This is a genomic window from Plantactinospora sp. CNZ320 (assembly GCF_002846275.1).
The window spans coordinates 5,853,733-5,872,744 of record NZ_PJMP01000001.1; the positions used below are offsets into that span (position 1 = coordinate 5,853,733).

Annotated in this window: 19 protein-coding genes and 1 pseudogene; 11 read left to right on the forward strand and 9 right to left on the reverse strand. The window is 72.6% G+C overall.

All coding sequences use genetic code 11. From position 1 onward, the window contains the following. Positions 1-53 precede the first annotated feature (53 nt). Positions 54-1,088: a 2-oxoacid:ferredoxin oxidoreductase subunit beta gene (locus CLT71_RS26195; RefSeq protein ID WP_101369455.1), complete on the reverse strand. Its 1,035-nt coding sequence runs from the start codon at positions 1,086-1,088 to the stop codon at positions 54-56. Next, on the reverse strand, positions 1,081-2,928 hold the full coding sequence (locus CLT71_RS26200) for a 2-oxoacid:acceptor oxidoreductase subunit alpha (RefSeq protein ID WP_101369456.1): 1,848 nt from the start codon (positions 2,926-2,928) through the stop codon (positions 1,081-1,083). The genes CLT71_RS26195 and CLT71_RS26200 overlap by 8 nt, the downstream gene beginning before the upstream one ends. Positions 2,929-3,248: 320 nt before the next feature. Between CLT71_RS26200 and ndhC the strand changes: the two genes are divergently transcribed. Then, complete coding sequence (gene ndhC, locus CLT71_RS26205) at positions 3,249-3,629, forward strand: NADH-quinone oxidoreductase subunit A (protein ID WP_101371790.1); 381 nt, start codon at positions 3,249-3,251, stop codon at positions 3,627-3,629. Positions 3,630-3,683: 54 nt separating this feature from the next. Here ndhC and folP read toward each other — a convergent pair whose 3' ends face one another. Continuing rightward, a complete protein-coding gene (gene folP / locus CLT71_RS26210; RefSeq protein WP_101371791.1) occupies positions 3,684-4,553 on the reverse strand; it encodes a dihydropteroate synthase in 870 nt (289 codons plus the stop codon). 215 nt (positions 4,554-4,768) lie between these two features. On the opposite strand from folP, the pseudogene CLT71_RS26215 reads away from it, so the two are divergent. From CLT71_RS26215 to CLT71_RS26230, 4 genes and pseudogenes are all read left to right on the forward strand, one after another. Beyond that, positions 4,769-5,144 (forward strand): annotated as a pseudogene (locus CLT71_RS26215) (DivIVA domain-containing protein); the annotation flags it as partial. A gap of 691 nt (positions 5,145-5,835) precedes the next feature. Next, complete coding sequence (locus CLT71_RS26220) at positions 5,836-6,354, forward strand: SRPBCC family protein (RefSeq protein WP_101369457.1); 519 nt, start codon at positions 5,836-5,838, stop codon at positions 6,352-6,354. Between the two features lie 126 nt (positions 6,355-6,480). Continuing rightward, complete coding sequence (locus tag CLT71_RS26225; protein ID WP_101369458.1) at positions 6,481-7,071, forward strand: DNA-3-methyladenine glycosylase I; 591 nt, start codon at positions 6,481-6,483, stop codon at positions 7,069-7,071. 4 nt (positions 7,072-7,075) lie between these two features. Continuing rightward, positions 7,076-7,675: a hypothetical protein gene (locus CLT71_RS26230; RefSeq protein WP_101369459.1), complete on the forward strand. Its 600-nt coding sequence runs from the start codon at positions 7,076-7,078 to the stop codon at positions 7,673-7,675. A gap of 22 nt (positions 7,676-7,697) precedes the next feature. Here CLT71_RS26230 and CLT71_RS26235 read toward each other — a convergent pair whose 3' ends face one another. The 4 genes from CLT71_RS26235 to CLT71_RS26250 all read right to left on the reverse strand — a co-directional run bounded on the left by CLT71_RS26235 (position 7,698) and on the right by CLT71_RS26250 (position 12,099). Continuing rightward, on the reverse strand, positions 7,698-8,948 hold the full coding sequence (locus CLT71_RS26235; protein WP_101369460.1) for a DUF1501 domain-containing protein: 1,251 nt from the start codon (positions 8,946-8,948) through the stop codon (positions 7,698-7,700). 82 nt (positions 8,949-9,030) lie between these two features. Then, positions 9,031-10,338: a DUF1800 domain-containing protein gene (locus tag CLT71_RS26240; protein WP_101369461.1), complete on the reverse strand. Its 1,308-nt coding sequence runs from the start codon at positions 10,336-10,338 to the stop codon at positions 9,031-9,033. 151 nt (positions 10,339-10,489) lie between these two features. After that, positions 10,490-11,278, reverse strand: coding sequence for an enoyl-CoA hydratase-related protein (locus CLT71_RS26245; RefSeq protein WP_101369462.1), 789 nt, complete (start codon positions 11,276-11,278; stop codon positions 10,490-10,492). Continuing rightward, entirely contained in the window at positions 11,275-12,099 is an 825-nt protein-coding gene (locus CLT71_RS26250) for a PaaX family transcriptional regulator C-terminal domain-containing protein (protein ID WP_101369463.1), read from the reverse strand. The genes CLT71_RS26245 and CLT71_RS26250 overlap by 4 nt, the downstream gene beginning before the upstream one ends. 187 nt (positions 12,100-12,286) lie before the next feature. On the opposite strand from CLT71_RS26250, the gene CLT71_RS26255 reads away from it, so the two are divergent. The 4 genes from CLT71_RS26255 to CLT71_RS26270 all read left to right on the forward strand — a co-directional run bounded on the left by CLT71_RS26255 (position 12,287) and on the right by CLT71_RS26270 (position 14,749). Continuing rightward, positions 12,287-12,454, forward strand: a complete 168-nt coding sequence (locus CLT71_RS26255) for a DUF3117 domain-containing protein (RefSeq protein ID WP_007455245.1) — start codon at positions 12,287-12,289, stop codon at positions 12,452-12,454. Between the two features lie 145 nt (positions 12,455-12,599). Continuing rightward, positions 12,600-14,111, forward strand: a complete 1,512-nt coding sequence (locus CLT71_RS26260) for a M17 family metallopeptidase (protein WP_101369464.1) — start codon at positions 12,600-12,602, stop codon at positions 14,109-14,111. Between the two features lie 78 nt (positions 14,112-14,189). Next, positions 14,190-14,438: a hypothetical protein gene (locus CLT71_RS26265; protein ID WP_101369465.1), complete on the forward strand. Its 249-nt coding sequence runs from the start codon at positions 14,190-14,192 to the stop codon at positions 14,436-14,438. Further along, positions 14,435-14,749 carry a type II toxin-antitoxin system PemK/MazF family toxin gene (locus CLT71_RS26270; RefSeq protein WP_158242312.1) on the forward strand — a complete coding sequence of 105 codons (315 nt, stop codon included), beginning with the start codon at positions 14,435-14,437 and terminating at the stop codon, positions 14,747-14,749. The genes CLT71_RS26265 and CLT71_RS26270 overlap by 4 nt, the downstream gene beginning before the upstream one ends. Positions 14,750-14,839: 90 nt before the next feature. On the opposite strand, the gene CLT71_RS26275 is transcribed toward CLT71_RS26270, so the two are convergent. Then, entirely contained in the window at positions 14,840-15,415 is a 576-nt protein-coding gene (locus tag CLT71_RS26275; RefSeq protein ID WP_101371792.1) for an O-methyltransferase, read from the reverse strand. A gap of 346 nt (positions 15,416-15,761) precedes the next feature. Between CLT71_RS26275 and CLT71_RS26280 the strand changes: the two genes are divergently transcribed. Both CLT71_RS26280 and CLT71_RS26285 read left to right on the forward strand, forming a co-directional pair. Next, positions 15,762-17,090: a trypsin-like peptidase domain-containing protein gene (locus CLT71_RS26280; RefSeq protein ID WP_101369467.1), complete on the forward strand. Its 1,329-nt coding sequence runs from the start codon at positions 15,762-15,764 to the stop codon at positions 17,088-17,090. A 194-nt stretch (positions 17,091-17,284) separates the two neighbouring features. Next, complete coding sequence (locus tag CLT71_RS26285; protein ID WP_101369468.1) at positions 17,285-17,728, forward strand: twin-arginine translocase TatA/TatE family subunit; 444 nt, start codon at positions 17,285-17,287, stop codon at positions 17,726-17,728. Positions 17,729-17,802: 74 nt separating this feature from the next. Here the strand turns inward: CLT71_RS26285 and CLT71_RS26290 are convergent, their stop codons facing one another. Then, complete coding sequence (locus CLT71_RS26290; RefSeq protein WP_101369469.1) at positions 17,803-19,005, reverse strand: Mrp/NBP35 family ATP-binding protein; 1,203 nt, start codon at positions 19,003-19,005, stop codon at positions 17,803-17,805. Between the last annotated feature and the right edge of the window lie 7 nt (positions 19,006-19,012).

Consider the following 19,012-nt stretch of genomic DNA (forward strand, 5'->3'; position numbering starts at 1 on the left):
GGACGAGTCAGCGGGTTCTCGGACTCGTCCGGGTCAGCGGATTCTCGCCGGAGTCAGAGGATCGTCCAGGTGTCGCCGCTGTTCAACAGGCCGGCGAGCTGCTCCTCGGGGGTACCCGTGCTCTTCGCCCGGGCCGCTTCGAGCTGCCCCTGCACCACACCGTCGTAGCTCGGCCGGTCGACGTTGCGGAAGATCCCGATCGGGGTGTTGCGCAGGGCGAAGCCCGGCAACCGGGAGAGCGCGAAGGCGTACGCCGGCTCGTTCACAGTCGCGTCGTGCACCACGATCTCGTCCGCCGGTACCGAGGCGGTCTCCCGAACCTCCAGCCCGAAACCGCCGGGCGGGTGTACGACGCAGAACTGACCCGCCGAACCGAAGGTGATCGGCTGGCCGTGCTCCAGCCGGATCAGGTAGTCGTCCCGGGTGGCCGGCTCCTTCAACTCGTCGAAGGCGCCGTCGTTGAAGATGTTGCAGTTCTGGTAGATCTCCACGAACGCCGAACCCTGGTGCTCGGCGGCGGCGCGCAGCACCGACTGGAGGTGCTTGCGGTCCGAGTCGATGGTCCGGGCCACGAAGGTCGCCTCGGCACCGAGGGCCAGCGAGAGCGGGTTGAACGGCGCGTCCGCCGAGCCGACCGGCGTCGATTTGGTGATCTTGCCGACCTCGGAGGTGGGTGAATACTGCCCCTTGGTCAGCCCGTAGATCCGGTTGTTGAAGAGCAGGATCTTGAGGTTGACGTTCCGCCGCAGCGCGTGGATCAGGTGGTTGCCGCCGATCGACAGCGCGTCGCCGTCACCGGTGACCACCCAGACCGACAGGTCCGGCCGGGAGACCGAAAGCCCGGTGGCGATCGCCGGGGCCCGGCCGTGGATCGAGTGCATCCCGTACGTGTTCATGTAGTAGGGGAAGCGCGACGAGCAGCCGATGCCGGAGACGAAAACGGTCCGCTCCCGGGGGATCTGCAACTCCGGCATGAACGACTGGACTGCGGCCAGGATCGCGTAGTCACCGCAGCCGGGGCACCAACGCACCTCCTGGTCGGACTTGAAGTCCTTGGTGGTGAGCTTGAGGGCGACGGGCTCAGGCATTCTTGACGACCTCTTCCAGCATGGTCTCCAGCTCGGTGGCGGTGAACGGCAGCCCCCGGACCTGGTTGTATCCGATCGCGTCGACCAGGTAGCGGGCCCGGATCACGTGGGCGAGCTGGCCGAGGTTCATCTCCGGGATCACCACCTTCTCGTAGCGGGCCAGCACCTCGCCGAGGTTGGCCGGCAACGGCGCCAGGTGCCGCAGGTGCGCCTGGGCCACCGGTAGGCCGCGCTGGCGCAGCCCACGGCAGGCGGCGCCGATCGGCCCGTACGTCGAGCCCCAGCCGAGTACGAGCACCCGGGCGTCCGAGTCCGGGTCCTCCACCTCGACGTCCGGTACCTCGATCGCCTCGATCCGGGCCGCCCTGGTCCGCACCATGAAGTCGTGGTTCGCCGGGTCGTACGAGATGTCGCCGGTCTTGTCGGCCTTCTCCAGCCCGCCGATCCGGTGCTCCAGTCCGGGCGTGCCGGGGATCGCCCACGGCCGGGCCAGCGTGGCCGGGTCGCGCAGGTAGGGCAGGAAGGTCTTCCCGTCCTCGCCGTTCGGCTCGGTGGCGAACTCGACCCGCAGGTCCGGCAGCGACTCGACGTCCGGCAGCAGCCACGGCTCGGAGCCGTTCGCCACGTAGTTGTCCGAGAGCAGGATCACCGGGGTGCGGTGGGTCAGCGCGATCCGGGCCGCCTCCAGGGCGGCGAAGAAGCAGTCGGACGGCGAACGCGGGGCGATCACCGCGACCGGCGCCTCGCCGTGCCGGCCGAAGAGCGCCATGTTCAGGTCGGCCTGCTCGGTCTTGGTCGGCATCCCGGTGGAGGGGCCGGCCCGCTGCACGTCGACGATGACCAGCGGCAGTTCCAGGGCCACCGCAAGGGAGATCGTCTCGCCCTTCAGCGCGACACCCGGGCCGGAGGTGGTGGTGACGCCGAGCGCACCGCCGTACGACGCGCCGAGTGCCGCCCCGATCGCCGCGATCTCGTCCTCGGCCTGCATCGTGGTCACGCCGAACCGCTTGTGCTTGCTCAGCTCGTGCAGGATGTCCGAGGCCGGGGTGATCGGGTACGCCCCGAGGAAGACCGGCAGCCCGGAGCGGACCCCGGCGGCGACCAGCCCCAGCGAGAGCGCCGCGTTGCCGGTGATGTTCCGGTAGGTCCCCGGGTTCATCTTGGCCGGCTTGACCTCGTAGCGGACCGCGAAGTCCTCGGTCGTCTCGCCGAAGTTCCAGCCGGCCCGGAAGGCCGCGGTGTTCGCCGCGACCAGCTCCGGCCGGGCCGCGAACTTGCGCTCCAGGAACCGGATCGTCGACTCGTAGGGCCGGGAGTACATCCAGGAGAGCAGGCCGAGCGCGAACATGTTCTTGGCCCGCTCGGCGTCCTTCTTCGAGACGTCGTGCTCGGCCAGCGCGCCGACGGTCATCGAGGTCAGCGCCACCGGGTGCAGCACGTAGCCGTCCAGCGAGCCGTCGTCGAGCGGGCTGACCTGGTAGCCCACCTTGGCCAGGTTGCGCCGGGTGAACTCGTCGGTGTTGACGATGATGTCGGCCCCGCGCGGCAGGTCGGCCAGGTTGGCCTTGAGCGCGGCCGGATTCATCGCGACCAGGACGTTGGGGGCATCGCCCGGGGTCAGGATGTCGTAGTCCGCGAAGTGCACCTGGAAGCTCGACACCCCGGGCAGGGTGCCGGCGGGGGCGCGGATCTCCGCCGGGAAGTTCGGCAACGTCGAGATGTCGTTACCCAGTTGAGCGGTTTCCGAGGTGAATCGGTCGCCGGTGAGCTGCATGCCGTCGCCGGAGTCGCCCGCGAACCGGATGACCACCCGATCGAGTTGCTGGACCTGCTTGCTCACTGCTGCACCTCGCTTCGCTCGGCCCGGTCGGACGGGCTGAGCTCAGGGGTGACCTCGCCTTGCTCGGCCACATGTCCTCCTTGAGCGCCTGTGGCGGGTTGGCGGTGGTGAGGCCCGGCCCGCTCCAGTCCTTCATTCCAGAGCCTACGTCGGTGGTTAGGTGAACCTTGCCCAAGGTCCGTCACATGGGACGCCGGTAATGGCGGTATCTGGCCCGATTTCGCCCCACCCGGAAAGTGGTGTCGTTATCCAGATCACCGAAGTTCGGACGTCCACTTCCGCAAGGCATGAACCCGACACCGGGCGGTAGGCTGCCGCACATGACCGGATACCTGGGGTCGTACGCGACGCTGGGACTGTTGCTGCTCGCCAGCGTACTGGTCTTCGTCGGCGCGTTCACCGCCAATCGGGTGCTCCGGCCGGCCCAGCCCGCCGACCCGCCCGGCAAGCGGACCAGCTACGAGTGCGGGCTCGATCCGGTCGGCAGCGACTGGGCGCAGATGCAGATCCGCTACTACGTCTACGCCTACCTCTACGTCCTCTTCGCCGTCGAGGCCGTCTTCCTCTTCCCCTGGGCGGTGGTCTTCGACCGGCCCGGGTTCGGCCTCGTCACGGTGGTCGAGATGGCGATCTTCGTCGCCGTACTCGCCCTCGGCATCCTCTACGCCTGGCGGAAGAACATCCTCCGCTGGACCCAGTGAGCCGCCCCGACAGCCAGCGCTGAGCGGACCGGGATCAGGCGAGCCCGCGCCGGATCAGGCAAGCCCACGCCGGGACACCGCAGGCGGGCGGTCACCCCGGATCGAGGCGACCATGTCCAGCAACCGCCGGGTGGGGCGTACCTGGTGGGCCCGGAACACCCGGGCGCCCAGCCAGGCCGAGACGGCGGTGGCCGCGAGGGTACCCTCCAGCCGCTGGTCCACCGGCAGGTCCAGGGTCTCCCCGACGAAGTCCTTGTTGGACAGGGCCACCAGCACCGGCCAGCCGGTACCGGTGAGTTCGGCGAGCCGACGGGTGATCTCCAGCGAGTGTCGGGTGTTCTTGCCGAAGTCGTGCGCGGGGTCGATCAGGATGCCGTCCCGGCGTACCCCGAGCCGGACCGCCCGCTCGGCGAGCCCGGTGACCGTGTCGAGCACGTCGGCGAGCAGGTCCGCGAACGCCGCCCGGTGCGGTCGGGTACGCGGCGTCAACCCGCCCGCGTGCGAGCAGACCAGTCCCACCCCGGTCGCGGCGGCCACCTCGGCGAGCGCCGGATCGGCACCGGACCAGGTGTCGTTGAGCAGGTCCGCCCCGGCGGCGACCGCCTCGGTGGCCACCTCGGCCCGCCAGGTGTCGATCGAGATCACCACCTCCGGGAAGGCGGCCCGGACGGCGGCGATGGTGCCGACGGTACGGCGGATCTCCTCGGCCACGTCCACCTCGGCACCGGGCCCGGCCTTCACCCCGCCGATGTCGACGATCTCCGCACCCTCGGCCACCGCCCGCTCCACGGCCCGCAGCGCGCTGTCGGCGGCGAAGGTGACGCCCCGGTCGAAGAACGAGTCCGGAGTCCGGTTGACGATCGCCATCACGGCGAGGTCTCCGGGCGCGAACGTGCGCCGCCCCAGTCGAAGCGCGTCCGCCATCCACTCCACCTCCACCGTCTCCGCGCTGATCACGCTATCCGGCGGCAGGTCGTCGTACCCGTGCGGGAGCCGGCACGGGTCGGCGGCCCGCAGCCGGGTTCGGCACCGCCGGCCACCGACGTCCGGCCCGCCGGCCGGGCAGGGTTTCATGTCCGTCGAAGAATGACCGGGGTGGCGGGGTCGCCCGGCCCGGCTCGCCATGCCACCATCGGCGGATGGGTCAGGTTCTGCTCCTCTTGGTCGTGGCGCTGACCGTCGCGGCGGTGGTCTTCGGGGTGACGGTGCTGGTGACCGGCTCCGATCCGGGGCTGGGCAACGCCGAGCCGGACGGGCGGGCGGTGCCGCTGCCCGGTAACCGGCCGTTGCTGGAGACCGACGTCGGCCAGGTCCGGTTCGACCTGGCGCTGCGGGGGTACCGGATGGCCCAGGTCGACCAGGCGCTGCGTCGTACCGCGTACGACATCGGCTACAAGGACGAGCTGATCGGGGTGCTCCAGGCGGAGGTCACCGCGCTGCGGGAGGGTCGGCTGGAGGACGCCGAGGTGCTTCGCCGGGCCCGGGAGGCGGCTCTCGGACCGGCCGGGTCGGCCACACTAGCCCCGGACGCTCCGGTGGACGGCTCTTCCGCCCGGACCCTGGTCGCGGCGACGACCGGCGGGGCCGGGGTGCACTCGTCGCCGGTACCGCCGGTCGCCGGCCGGGTCGGCACCGGCAGTGCCGGCACGGCCGTTGCAGTTGGCGCGGGTGAGGCGGCCGACGCGACCGGCCCAGGGGGTTGGGAGGAACGCGGCGACCGGACCGGGTCGACGTCGACGTCGACGCCGACCATCCGGCCAGAGACCGCTCCGACGGCACCCGGCACACCCGCGTCTGACGGCACACCCGCGTCTGACGGCACAGCCTCGACTGACGGCACACCTTCGACGGGCGGCACAGCCTCGACTGACGGCACGCCCTCGACGGACGGCACAGCCTCGACTGACGACCGGGCCGACGGCGCCGAGCCGGTTCCGCCCCGACCAGCCCGGGCGGGCGGCTCCGTGATCGAGGCCGAGGACGGCGACCTGACCGACGGTTCCGCACCGGCCACGTCGGCCGGCGGCACCACGGGTGGTCCGGCCGGTGCCGACGAGGACGACCGGCAAACCCGGCCCGCCGGTGCGGACGCCGCCGTCGAGCCCGACGGAGCGGCGGAGCCGGCACCCAGCGGGCGGGCCGAGCGGCCGGTGCGGGCGGACGGGACGGCCGCGCCGGGCGGACCGGCGGAGCAGCCGGAGCGGGCGTGAGCGCCGCCGACCCGGGCGCCGCCGATCCGGAGGGCACCGAGGGGCTCCGGGCGGCGGCCAAACCTGGCTCCGGAGAGGTCACCGCGACGGTAATCGTCGCGGCACCCGCGCCCCGGGTCTTCGCCGCGCTCACCGCGTGGGAACGGCAGGGCGAGTGGATCCCGTTCACCCGGGTCCGCCTGGTCGAGGGGGACGGTGGCGAGGGCAGCCTGGTGGAGGCGGTCACCACGGTCGGACCGGCGGTACTCCGGGACGAGATGCGGGTGGTCCGACTGGACCCGCCGTACGAGGTAAGGGTGGTGCACTGCGGGCGCCTGTTGCGCGGTCCGGGGGTGCTGCGCTGTACCCAGATGGCCGAGGACCGTACCCAGGTGGTCTGGCACGAGTGGTTCCACCTGCCCGGTGGCCCGACCGGCCGGGTGGCCTGGCCGGTGCTCTGGCCCGGCTCGAAGTTCGGCCTCACCCAGGCGCTGAAGCGGTTCGCCCGGCTGGTGGAACGCGGCCAACTGCCCTGAGCGCCACTGCCTTGAGCGCCACTGCCCTGAGCGCCAACTGCCCTGAGCGCCGACTGCCCTGAGCACGCCCAACGTCCGGGCTCGGGCGTCCGGGGGTTGTCGGGCGGCTGGCCTACCGTTGACGCCGTGACTGATCTGGTGATTGGCGCTGACGGGCTGGCCCGCTGCCGCTGGGGCGCGAGCACCCCCGACTATGCCGCCTACCACGACGAGGAGTGGGGCCGGCCGCTGCACGGCGACGACGCGCTCTACGAGCGGCTGACGCTCGAGGCGTTCCAGTCCGGGCTCTCCTGGCTGACCATCCTGCGGAAGCGGCCGGCGTTCCGGCTCGCCTTCGACGGGTTCCACCTGGAGACCGTCGCCGGCTACGGCGAGGCGGAGGTGGCCCGGCTGATGGCCGATGCCGGGATCGTCCGGAACCGGGCCAAGATCGACGCGGCGATCGCCAACGCCCGGGCCGCGCTCGACCTGCCGGACGGGCTGGCCGCGCTGCTCTGGTCGTTCGCCCCGGCCGCCCGGGCGGCCCGACCCCGTTCCTTCGCGGAGGTGCCGGCGATCACCCCCGAGTCGACCGCGATGGCCAAGGCGCTGCGCAAGCGCGGCTTCCGGTTCGTCGGCCCCACCACGGCGTACGCGTTGATGCAGGCGACAGGCATGGTCGACGACCATCTCGACGGCTGCCACGTGAAGCCGCCGGCCGCCGCCGTGATGGGATAGCGGCATGAGTGCAGCGGGTTCGGCCGGGGCGTGGGCGGTGGTCATCCCCGGCGAGCGCTACGAGGCCGAGCGGCTCTTCCACCACGACACCCTGGAGCTGACCGGACACGACGGCGGGCCCCGACCCGGCCCCGGTGATCCGGTGCTGGTGGTGCGCGACGAGCAGCCACCGCTGGTGGTCGCACTCGGCCGGGTGACCATCGTCGGCGGTGTCGAGGAGCGGGACCCGGACGATCCGCAGTCCGGAGCGGGCGAGGCCGGGGCGCTGGCGGTGACGTACACCAGGCAGGTCTTCGAGGCGCCGGTGCCGGCCGACCGGCTCCGCATCGACGGTCCGGTGACCCCGGTCGACCCGGCGGTCTACCAGGAGCTGGCCGGGCGGGTCGGCCCGCCGCCGGAGCGCCGGAACTTCCTGGTCAGCCTGGACCTGCCGATCGAGGCCGGGTCACCCGCCGAGGCGGTCCGGCTGTTCTGGGCGTACGTCCAGGAGCTGGGTCCCCGCGAGCTGCCGGCGTTCGTCGCGCCGTCGGACGACGAGCTGGCGATGCAGGCGTTCGTGCTCGGCGTCGAGGCCAACCAGGACCCGGAGGAGGACGAGGACTGATCCGCCCTCGCCGCGCCCACGGTCAGGTGAGCACTCCGGCGAGTCGTCCCCGCCAGCCGTCGAGCACCCGTTCCGGCTCGGTGTCGAGGACCCGTTCCAGCAGGCTGGCGTAGACGTCCCGGAAGTCGGTGCTGAACCGCAGGTCGCCGTCGTCGAGCCGGGTCAGGTCGGGCGGCTCGCCGTGCAGGCCGCCGCGTACCCCGGTGCCGAGCAGGAAGACGTCGGAGGCGGTGCCGTGGTCGGTACCGTCCGAGGCGTTGGCCCGGACCCGCCGGCCGAACTCGGAGTAGACCGCCACCACCACCCTGCGGCCGGCCTCGGTGCCGGCCATCCGGTCGACGAACCCGGTCAGCGCCCTGTCGAGCTGGCCGAGCAGTACCGCCTGGAGTTGCTTCTCGTCGGCATGGGTGTCGAAGCCGCCGAGCGAGACCGAGAAGACCCGAGTCGACACCCCGGCCTCGACGCACTGCGCCACCAGGTCGAGCTGGGCGGCGAGCGAGCTGCGCGCTCCGCCGGTGGCGGTGGCCGCCGGACGGTCGTCGTTCCCGCCGTCGTCGGCCTCCTCCGCGTCGGCCGCGTCACGTACCTCGGCGATCATCGCGTCGACGGCACGCAGGTCGGCGAAGCAGGCGGCGGCCCGGGCCTGCCCGGCCGGTTCACCGGGCTCTGCCACCGCCAGCCTGGCCAGCGTCGGGTCGCCGACCGGGCGCCGGGCATTCCGCTCGGTCACCGGTACGGCGGCACCCGCGCTGCGGGCACCGGCGAGCAGCGGCGGCAGGGTCGGCTCGAACGAGACCGCGAGCCGAGGGTCGCCGCCCACCCCGTCCAGCCAGCGGCCCAGCCAACCGGTGTGCTCCGGACGGTCGGGGTGGGCGGTCTGCCAGATGTCCATCGAGCGGAAGTGACTCCGATCAGGTGTCGGATATCCGACAGTGCGTACGATCGCGAGCCGGCCCTCGCCGTACAGCCGGTGCAGCCCGGCCAGGGCCGGGTTCAGCCCCACACCGTCGTCCAGCCGCTTCACCTCGTCAGCCGAGTACGCCAGCTCGGGGCGGGCGTCCTGGTAGGCCGGGTCGGCGTACGGCACGACGGTGTTCAGGCCGTCGTTGCCGCCGTAGAGGGTGACCAGGACCAGGGTACGAGCCTGTGGATCGCGGTCACCGGCCGTGTCGAAGAGGTCCGACAGCCCGTACGCGGTCGCGCCGGCTGCGAGCGCGCCCGCCCCGGCCACGCCACTGGCGAGCAGGAACCTGCGTCGGGTCAGGATGTCCATCCGCTTCGTCTCCTCCCGTCAACTGACGGTGTGCTCGTGATCAACTGACCGTGTGCCGGGGTCAACTGACGGTGTGCCGGGGTCAACTGACGGTGTACTCGGGGCTGACCAGCCCGGCGACCAGCAGCCGGCGGGGGTCCTCGGCCAGCGGGGTCAGGGCGGCCCGGGTGCGTGGCGTCCACCGGTCCACCACCAGCAGCCGGGCCAACGCCTCCGGCCGGTCGTCCGGCGGGGTGCCGGCGAGCCGCCGGGTCACCTCGGGTGCGGCCCCGGCCAGCAGCGCGGCCAGCCGCATCCGGGACTGCAACGACGAGGTGGTCAGCCAGGCCGGTCCGGCCGGCCAGCCGCCGACGCTAGGCGGGCGCAGCGGCACCTGGTCCATCCCGGCCAGCCGGTTGGTCAGCTCCCGGCGCTGCTGGTCGGGGAGCCGGCCGGGCCGGATGCCGAGCTGGCGCATCGCCCCGACCGCCCACTCCACCGGCTGCTTCACCAGCCCACCCCGGGCCTGCCCGAACTCCGGCCGGGTGAAGAGCGCCCGGAGCAGCTCGGTGGTGGTGCCGGCGCCGGCACCACCACCGAGCGCCTGCGGTGCGGGCGGGTCGGTGCCGGCGAACCGGGCCCAGAGCCGGGCCGCGACGAAGGCGCCGGCCTCGGGGCGGGTGGCCAGCAGCCGGGCGTACGAGTCGGCGTCGAACGCCGCCGTCCGGCCCAGGATCGTCTTGGCGGCCGGATCGTGCCGGCGCCGGACGAACCTCGCCACCCCGGTACGCCGGTCGACCTGCCAGCCGGTCAGCGCCCGCGCCCCGGCCCTGACGTCCGCCTCGGTGTAGTGCCCGACGCCGAGAGTGAACAGCTCCATCAGCTCCCGGGCCAGGTTCTCGTTCGGGGCGGCACGGGTGTTCCGCTGCCCGTCCAGCCAGAGGATCAGGGCCGGGTCCCGCACCATCGCCCGGCTCAGGGCCTCGAACGGCCCCCGACCGTACCGGCGGAAGGTGTCGAGCTGCCCGCGCATGAGCTGGGCGGACCTGACCTTGCGTACGCTCGTCGCCCAGTGCCCGTGCCAGAAGAAGACGAGCTTCTCGGTGAGTTGGTGCTCGGCCGCCACCATCCGGTCCAGCCACCAGTCGACGAGCACCCGCACCTGTTCCGCCCGGCGCCGCTGAGCCTGCTGCCGCTGCTCCCGGCTGGACTGCCTGGTGATCCCGGCGTACGGGTCGGCGCCGAGGTCGGGTGGCGGGGTGGCCGCCGCGCCGGGGTCGGCGCCGAGCGGGGCGAGCAACCGGTCCAGGGTGGCTGCCAGCCCGGCACGCCCGGCGGCCTCCACCTCGGCGGCTGTCGGCCCGAAGGTGGCGCGGCGCAGCAGGTGTACGACGGCGTCCCGATCGACCATGCGGCCGACCCTAGGCCGGTCGGGTACGAGCCCGGTAAAGCTGGTGATCGGGACGGGTCAGCGTGCCGGCGCGCTGCCGGTGGACGGGGTTGGTGGACCGGTTGGTGGACGGGCCGGTCGGCAACCCTCGAAGGTCAGTGGCCCCTGAAGGTCAGCGGCCCTCGAAGGTCGGCCGGCGCTTCTCCACGAAGGCGGAGGTGGCCGCCCGGTGGTCGGCGGTGGCACCGCAGATCGCCTGGGCCTGCGCCTCGGCGGCCAGCGCCTCGGAGAGGGTACCGGCGTCGCCGACCGAGAGTTGCCGCTTGATGGCGCCGTACGCCACCGTCGGGCCGGCGGCCAGCCTGACGGCCAGTTCCCGTGCGGTGTCCAGCACCTGCTCGTCGTCGACCAGCCGGTTGAGCAGCCCGAGCCGGTACGCCTCGTCGGCCGGTACCGGCTCGGCGAGCATCAGCAGCTCGATCGCCTTGGCGTGCCCGACGAGCCGGGGCAGCGACCAGGAGGCGCCGGTGTCGCCGGCCAGGCCGACCTTGGCGAAGGCCATCAGGAAGCTCGTGCCGGGGCCGCCGATCCGGAAGTCGGCGAGGAAGGCGAGCGAGGCCCCGGCGCCGGCCGCCATGCCGCGTACCGCCGCGACGACCGGCTTGGGCAGGCTGGCCAGCCGGGAGGCGATCGGGTTGTAGTGGGTCCGGACGGTGCCGAGCGGGTCGGTGCTGCCGTCGGCCAGCGTGGCGGCGTGTTCCCGCAGGTCCTGCCCAGCGCAGAAGGCCGAACCGGCGCCGGTGAGCACCACGGCCCGGCAGGAGCGGTCGTACTCCAGTTCGGCGAGCGTGTCCCGCAGCGCCTCCTTCAGCGCCACGTCCAGGGCGTTCATCGCGGTCGGCCGGTTCAGGGTCAACGTGACCACGGAGTCGGTGCGGTCGATGAGCAACGGCTCGGTCACGACTGTCGACCCTTCTGTCGGGGAATCCGGTGGGAACCGTCGAGGCACTGCTCGACGAAGCGGTCGGCGGCCGGGCGCAGCCGTGCGGCGTGCCTGTCGAAGAAGGCCGCCGCGCTGGTCCCCGGCCACCGTTCCGGCAGTAGCGCGGGAGGCAGTTGCGGGTCCCGGAAGAGGAAGGTACGCCATGCGTGCACCAGCCGGAACCGGGCGGCGTACGCGTCCTCGTCGCAGCTGCGTACGGTCACCGCGGCGAGTAGCGGTCGCTGCTCGGCGACGAACTCCTGGTACGCGTTGGCGATCTCGTCGAGGTCCCAGGCCCGGCGTACCACCGCCATCGCCCCGGGCGTACCGGCGGCGTGTGCGGCGGTGAACCGCTCGTAGCGCATCCCGGCCTCGGTGAGCAGGCCGTCCACGTCCTCCCCGGGCCGGGTGGCGACCCAGGTCTGCTCGTCGAGCATGCCGTAGCCCAGGTAGCGCAGGTTGGCGGCGAGGCGTTGCCGGTCCCGCCGGTGGACGCCGGTTTCAAGCACGATCAGGTCGAATCGACCGTCCCATCCGATCTTCCCGGTTCGGTAGATCCGGGCAGCCGCCTCGTCGAGGCGTCGGGCCGCTCGCGGGGTGAGCAGATAACCCGGTCCGGTGGCCAGTCGGAGCGGGTGCAGCCAGCCCTGCCGCACCATCCGGGAGACGGCGGTACGGACCGCGGGTGCGGCGATGCCGAGTGGGGATAGTAGTTTGACCAGCGCGGACACCGGTGCGCGCCCACCCCGGGACCGGAGGTAGTCGCCATACAGGTCGAAGAGTGCCGACCGTGCCTGCATGACCGCACATTGTGACACCCCTTCTCAAGATAAGCTAGATGCTGTTACATCAACGCCGGTTCGGTTTGGGTCCGGCGGTGTTCATCAGGGAAAATCGTTGGTCGGCACCGCGGCCTTGGGCGGTGATGCTGACCAAATGGAGGTGGGGTAACCCACCGACCCTGATGAAGGTCTGAGGGGAGACAACATGGCGGCGATGAAGCCGCGGACGGGCGACGGTCCGCTGGAAGTCACCAAGGAGGGCCGGGGCATCGTCATGCGGGTTCCGCTGGAGGGTGGTGGCCGGCTCGTCGTCGAGATGACTCCCGACGAGGCCAACGCGCTCGGTGACGCGCTGAAGGCCGCCGCCGGCTAAGTGAACGCCGACTCCGCCGGGCGGCGTCTCGGCTGGCGGGGTTTCTCACCCTGGGCCACCGGCGAATGCCGGTGGCCCAGGGTCGTGATGCCGGGCGGGGCGCCCTGGTGCCCGCCCATCCGAATCGTCTGGAGGTAACGTCGGCGTGCTGTCGATCCGTCTGGTAGTCGACCCGACCGGGTCCGAGACCGTGGCCCTGCCGGTCGCACCCGTGTCGGACCAGTCCGCCGACGGGTCCAGCCGGGCGACCGGCTCGACAACGAGTGGCAGCCTGCCGCCGAGTCACCTCACCCGGCCCGCCGAACTGGCCACCGAGGCGGCGGCGCTGCTGCCCCACCTCGACCAGCCCGGCCGAGCGGGCGCGCTGCACCTGTCGATCCGACCGCAGGGCGAGCCCACCCGGCTGCTGCTGGCCGGCGTGGGTGCCGGCGACGAGGCCGGCTGGCGCTGCGCCGGAGCGGCGGTGGTCCGGGCCGCGACGCGTGAGAGTTCGATCACTGTAGCGATTCCGATCGATGCGACTCCGGCGGCGGTACGCGGACTCGCCGAGGGGATCTGGCTGGCGTCGTACCGGTTCCGGATGCCCGACGCCGACGAAGCCGCCGGCGACCCGGCCACGCTGACCGAGGTGCTGCTCGCGGTCGCCGACCCCGAGCCCTACCAGGCGGCCCTGGACACCGCCCGGGTGGTCGCCGAGGCGACCCGGTTCGCCCGGGACCTGACCAACACCCCCTCCTCGATGAAGAGCCCGGCCTGGTTCGCGCAGCGAGTGGTCGAGGCCGCAGCCGGGCGGGACGGGCTGACCGTCGATGTCCGGGAGCCGGACCGGCTCGCCGCCGAGGGGTTCGGTGGCATCCTCGCCGTCGGCGGCGGATCGGCGCAGGGACCCCGGCTGGTCGAGCTGAGCTGGCGACCCGAGGGCGCGCAGCGGCACGTCGTCCTGGTCGGCAAGGGCATCACCTTCGACACCGGCGGCATCTCGATCAAGCCCCGCGACGGCATGAAGCTGATGCGCAAGGACATGGGCGGTGCCGCGGCCGTGATCGGCGCCACCCTCGGCGCCGCCGCGCTCGGGCTGCCGATCCGGATCACCGCGCTCGCCCCGCTGGCCGAGAACATGGTCAGTGGCTCGGCGTACCGGCCGGGCGACATCGTGCGGCACTACAACGGGCTGACCAGCGAGAGCACCAACACCGACGCCGAGGGCCGGCTGGTGCTCGCCGACGCGCTCGGCTACGCCGTGGCACGGCTCGCGCCGGACCTGCTGGTCGACCTCGCCACCCTGACCGGGGCGAACGCGGTGGCGCTGGGCAAGCGGACCGCCGCCCTCTACAGCGACGCCGACGAGCTGGCCGAGGCGGTACTGTCGGCCGCCGAGGAGGCCGGCGAGCGGGCCTGGCGGCTGCCGTTGCCGGCCGACTACACCGAATACCTCGGCAGTGAGATCGCCGACCTCTACAGCGCACCGACCCAGGGTGCCGGATCGGTACTCGCCGCGCTCTACCTCCGCGAGTTCACCGGTGACCTGCGAGACCGCTGGGTGCACGTGGACATGTCGGCGCCGTCCTGGTCCGACGGCAACGACGCCGAACTGGTCAAGGGCGCCACCGGCTGGGGCGTACGCACCCTGCTGCGCTGGCTCGCCACCCGGCCGTGACCGGTGCCGGTGCCAGGCCGGCCCGCACACTGCCGCCGGGTACCGGCTCTGGACCCCCTCCGCCGGTAGCATGAAAGTATGACCGTGAAGCTGAGCATCAGCGTGCCCGACGACGTCGCCGCCTACCTGCACAGCCAGGGCAACGCCTCAGCCGCGGTCGTCGAGGCCGTCCGACGCGTGCTACCGGAAGCACGCCGGGCACGGCAGCGGGAAGCAGCCCAGGCGTACGGGGAGTACCTGCGCCAGCGGTCGGCCCAGCAGGCCGAAGAAGATCGGAAGCTGATCGAGGCGAGCAACGACATCGCCCTGCGTGACTCGCAGTGGTGAGGCGTGGGCAGCTCTGGACGCTGCTCCGTGGCAGCAGCCAGCACCGCGTCCTGGTGGTCAGCAACGACGAATACAACAGCGTCGAGGAACTCGCCGTCTGGGCGCTGACCGTCGTACGCGACGTACCGCACCCGAACCATCTGGTGGTACGCCTCGACGGCGACGACCCGCTCGCCGGCGCGTACGTCAGAATCCACAGCGTCGTGCAGATCCTGGACCGGACCGCACTACGCGACAACCATGGGTTCGTGTCGAACACCACCATGGTCGCGGTCGAAACAGCACTTCGGGAGTTCCTCGAACTGCCGTAGCCGTACCTCGGTCTCCGAGTGGCCGGCCACCGGCGGAGGGGACGGCACCGGTGACGCCTCGTCACCCGGCGGTAATCGGTGCCGGTGCCTTCAGCGCTTGACCGCGACGAGTAGCCCCTCGCCGGTGGGGAGCAGTGCCGGGGTCCACTCCTCGGACTCGCGGACCGCCTTGGCCACCTCCCGGACCGTGACCGTCTCCACGTCCCGGGCGGCCGGGTCGCCGATCCGGCCGGCGGCCAGCGCGCCGTGCAGCGCGAGCACCCCGCCGGGGCGGAGCAGTCGCAGTGCCGCCTCGACACAGGCGCTGTATTCCGCGACCTCCGAGTCGACGAAGATCAGGTCGTAGACCCCGTCGGCGAGCCGGGGCAGCACGTCCAGCGCCCGGCCGGTGATGATCCGGGTACGCCCGGAGGCGAAGCCCGCCTCCTGGAAGATCCGTCGGGCGATCCGCTGGTGCTCCGTCTCCACGTCGATTGTGGTCAGGATGCCGTCGGGGCGCATGCCGCGGAGCAGCCAGAGGCCGCTGACCCCGGTACCGGTGCCGATCTCCACGACGGCCCGGGCACTGCCGGCCGCTGCCAACAGCCGGAGCGTGGCACCGGTACCCGGCGTCACGGCGTCGAGCCCGACCTCCCTGGCGAGGCTCCGGGCGGTACGCAGGACCAGATCCTCGGCGACGTACGCTTCGGCGAACTGGAGTGCTTGGGCAGTCGTCGTACCGACTGACCGGGCGACCGTGGCGATGGGGCACCTCCGGGCGGCGAGGGACTTGCGGACGGCGGTACACGGGGCGACGGTGGAACTGGGGTGGGGTCGCGGGTATGAGCCTAAGGGTGGCGGTACGTGATCGGCAGGCGCGTACCGCCGACGGTGAGCCGGCCTCGGACCAACCGATGACCGGTATTCGGCCATCCGTGCGATCCTGGATGCGGAACCCGGACGCCGCGGCCGGAACCGGTCGCCCCGGCCCGCGCAGCGCCCGGCTTCAGGGACGGACTGGGAGGCAGCGAACGTGACGGACGGCTGGAACTGGCGCCAGCCCGATGGGACGCCGACGCCGGGGGGTTCCCCGGTGCCGACGCCCCCGACGGTCGGCAGGCCGGCGGTCTCCGGGTCGGCCGCCGACCCGGGATCGTCCCCGTGGTGGTCCGATGCGTTGCGCGATCCGTGGCGGAACCCGGCCACCCCGGCGGCCGTGGTGGTGCAGGCGGGCCCGGCCCCGGGCGCGGGCGCCGACCCGGAGCCGGTGACGGACCCGGATGCCCGCGGGCGGCGGGGCCTGGCCCCGGTCTTCCTGATCTCGCTGGTCACCGCGCTGCTGGCCGGCGCGCTCGGCGGATCGCTCGGGTACGCCTTCGCGGTGCGCGGCGGTGCCGGCGGTACGACAGCGCTCGGCTCGACCAGCACGGAACCGCCGGCCACGGCCCGCCGCCCGCCCGACTCGCTGGCCGGTGTCGCGGAACGGCTGCTGCCCAGCGTCGTCACGGTACGGGTCAGCGGCAACGGCGGGATCGGCCTCGGCTCCGGGTTCGTCGCGACCCAGGACGGTTACGTGATCACCAACGATCACGTGGTGGGGGTCGGCGCCGACACCGCGACAGTGGTGTTCAACGACGGCTCCACCGCCCCGGCCGAGGTGGTCGGCAAGGACCCCGAGGCGGACATCGCGGTGATCAAGGTTTCCCGGACCGGTCTGAAACCGGTGGAGTTCGGCGACTCCGACGCCGTGGCGGTCGGCGACCCGGTGCTCGCCTTCGGTACGCCGCTGTCGCTGGCCAACACCGTCACCGCCGGGATCGTCAGCGCGCTGGACCGGACGTTCCGGCAGGGTGAGACGGGTGGCCAGGTGCGCTACTACGCCGCCATCCAGACCGATGCCGCGGTCAACCGTGGCAACTCCGGCGGGCCGCTGGTCGACGGCGGTGGGCGGGTGATCGGGGTGAACTCGGTGATCCAGACGCCGGCCGCCGACGAGGAGACGGCCGGTAACGTCGGCCTGGCCTTCGCGATCCCGATCAACCAGGCCAAGCGGCTGGCCCAGGAGATCATCGACACCGGCAAGGCGCGCCGGACCGTGATCGGCGCGACGGTCGGCGGCACCCGCTCCGGCGGTTCGGGCGGGGTTCGGGTCTCCTCCGTCGAGCCGGCCGGACCGGCCGCCGCAGCCGGGCTGCGCGCCGGAGACGTGGTGCTCAAGCTCGACGGCAGGCCGCTGGAGGACCCGAGCGACCTGATCGCGCTGGTCCGCAAGTACGCCCCCGGCTCGGTGGTGAACGTCGAGTACCGGCGCGGCTCGGAGCGGCAGTCCGCCTCGGTGACCCTGGCCGCCGACGCGAAGTGACCCGGTTCAGGCCGGAAGTGACACGGTGCTGACCGGGGGATGACCCGGGCCTGAACGCGCGAGCGTGCTGGCCGGGCGGGGCGGGACGACGGTCGGGACGGTGGTGCCGGGCCGGGAAGTGGCGGCCCGCTCCCCCTCCCGCCGCCCGCCATGACGTGCGTACCCTTGCCCTGAGCGGGGATGAGGAGGCAGGCGTGTTCGAGAACCTGAACTGGTGGGAGATCGGTGCGCTGCTGCTGGTCGCGCTGCTGATCTTCGGCGACCGGCTGCCCACCGTGATCAGCGACGGTCTCCGGATGCTGCGCAACCTGCGCAACATGGCCCGCAACGCCACCGGCGACCTGAGCCGGGAGTTGGGCACCGACATCCAACTGGAGGACCTGCACCCGAAGGCGTTCATCCGCAAGCACCTGCTCAGTGAGGAAGAAGAGCAGGCGATCCGGAAGCCGCTGGAGGGGACCTTCGAGAAGCTCCGCTCGGACCTGACGGACGTACGCCGCGAGGTCGACGACGTGGCCGCCTCGGTGGACTTCCGCTCGTCCGGCGGCTCGACGAACGGCGCCACCGCTCCGACCCCGAGTGGCGGCAGCGCCGCGACCCCGGCCCAGCGCCGCACCTTCGACGTCGACGCCACCTGATCCACACCCGTCACCACACCGGCGCCACCGTCCCCTGACCCGGCGCCCCGGCCTGGCTGGCCGGCCGGCGTCGGTCAGCGGCCGGCGGGGCGCAGCCCGAGGGGCTTGCCGAGCAGCGACTCGCGGCGTACGGCGAGCCGGTCCGCGACCGCGGCCAGCGCCTTGGCCGCCGGTGCCTCCGGCTCGGCGAGTACGACCGGGTCACCGGCGTCGCCGGCCTCGCGTACCCGGGTGTCCAGCGGGATCTGACCCAGCAGCGGCACCTGTGCGCCGATCACCTTGGTCAGCGACTCGGCGACCATCGCGCCGCCGCCGGAGCCGAAGACCTCCATCCGGGAGCCGTCCGGCAGGTCCAGCCACGACATGTTCTCCACCACACCGACCAGCCGCTGGTGGGTCTGCAGGGCGATCCCACCGGCCCGCTCGGCCACCTCGGCCGCGGCGGTCTGCGGGGTGGTCACCACCAGGATCTCCGCGTTGGGCAGCAGCTGGGCCAGCGAGATGGCGACGTCCCCGGTGCCCGGCGGCAGGTCCAGCAGCAGCACGTCGAGGTCGCCCCAGTAGACGTCGGCGAGGAACTGCTGCAATGCGCGGTGCAGCATCGGGCCCCGCCAGACCACCGCCGCGTTGCCGTCGGTGAACATGCCGATCGAGATCACCTTCACCCCGTGCGCCTGGGGCGGCATGATCATGTCTTCGACCCGGGTCGGCCGGCCGTTGACCCCGAGCATCCGGGGCACCGAGTGGCCGTAGATGTCCGCGTCGACGACGCCCACCGAGAGTCCCTTGGCGGCGAGTGCGGCGGCCAGGTTGACAGTGACACTCGACTTGCCGACCCCGCCCTTGCCGCTGGCCACGGCGTAGACCCGGGTCCGGGAGCCGGGCTGGGCGAACGGGATCACCGGCTCCTGGCTCTGCCCGCCGCCGCGCAGCCGGGACTGGAGGGCCTGCCGCTGCTCCGGGCTCATCACGCCGAAGTCGATGGTGACTCCGGTCACGCCAGGCACCGCGCCGACCGCGGCGGTGATGTCGGTACGCAGCTTGTCCCGTAGCGGACAGCCGGCGACGGTGAGCAGCAGCTCCACCAGTACCGTGCCGTCGGCGGCGACCACGGCGGAGCGCACCATGCCGAGTTCGGTGATCGGCCGGCGGATCTCCGGGTCGTCGACGGTGGCGAGCGCGGCCAGCACCGCCTCCTCGACCGGGCTCGTGGGCCGGGCGGCGGAGTCGGTGCCGGAGGCGACGGCCTCCTGGCCGGGAACGGCGGGAGCAGACATGTTGACA

Bases quoted from the DNA above. Each gene is read 5' to 3' on its own strand.
- CLT71_RS26290 (WP_101369469.1), bottom strand. From the start codon at position 19,005: ATGTCTGCTCCCGCCGTTCCCGGCCAGGAGGCCGTCGCCTCCGGCACC.
- ndhC (WP_101371790.1), top strand. From the start codon at position 3,249: ATGACCGGATACCTGGGGTCGTACGCGACGCTGGGACTGTTGCTGCTC.
- CLT71_RS26230 (WP_101369459.1), top strand. From the start codon at position 7,076: ATGAGTGCAGCGGGTTCGGCCGGGGCGTGGGCGGTGGTCATCCCCGGC.
- CLT71_RS26240 (WP_101369461.1), bottom strand. From the start codon at position 10,338: ATGGTCGATCGGGACGCCGTCGTACACCTGCTGCGCCGCGCCACCTTC.
- CLT71_RS26265 (WP_101369465.1), top strand. From the start codon at position 14,190: ATGACCGTGAAGCTGAGCATCAGCGTGCCCGACGACGTCGCCGCCTAC.
- CLT71_RS26235 (WP_101369460.1), bottom strand. From the start codon at position 8,948: ATGGACATCCTGACCCGACGCAGGTTCCTGCTCGCCAGTGGCGTGGCC.
- CLT71_RS26255 (WP_007455245.1), top strand. From the start codon at position 12,287: ATGGCGGCGATGAAGCCGCGGACGGGCGACGGTCCGCTGGAAGTCACC.
- CLT71_RS26250 (WP_101369463.1), bottom strand. From the start codon at position 12,099: ATGCAGGCACGGTCGGCACTCTTCGACCTGTATGGCGACTACCTCCGG.
- CLT71_RS26195 (WP_101369455.1), bottom strand. From the start codon at position 1,088: ATGCCTGAGCCCGTCGCCCTCAAGCTCACCACCAAGGACTTCAAGTCC.
- folP (WP_101371791.1), bottom strand. From the start codon at position 4,553: ATGGCGGACGCGCTTCGACTGGGGCGGCGCACGTTCGCGCCCGGAGAC.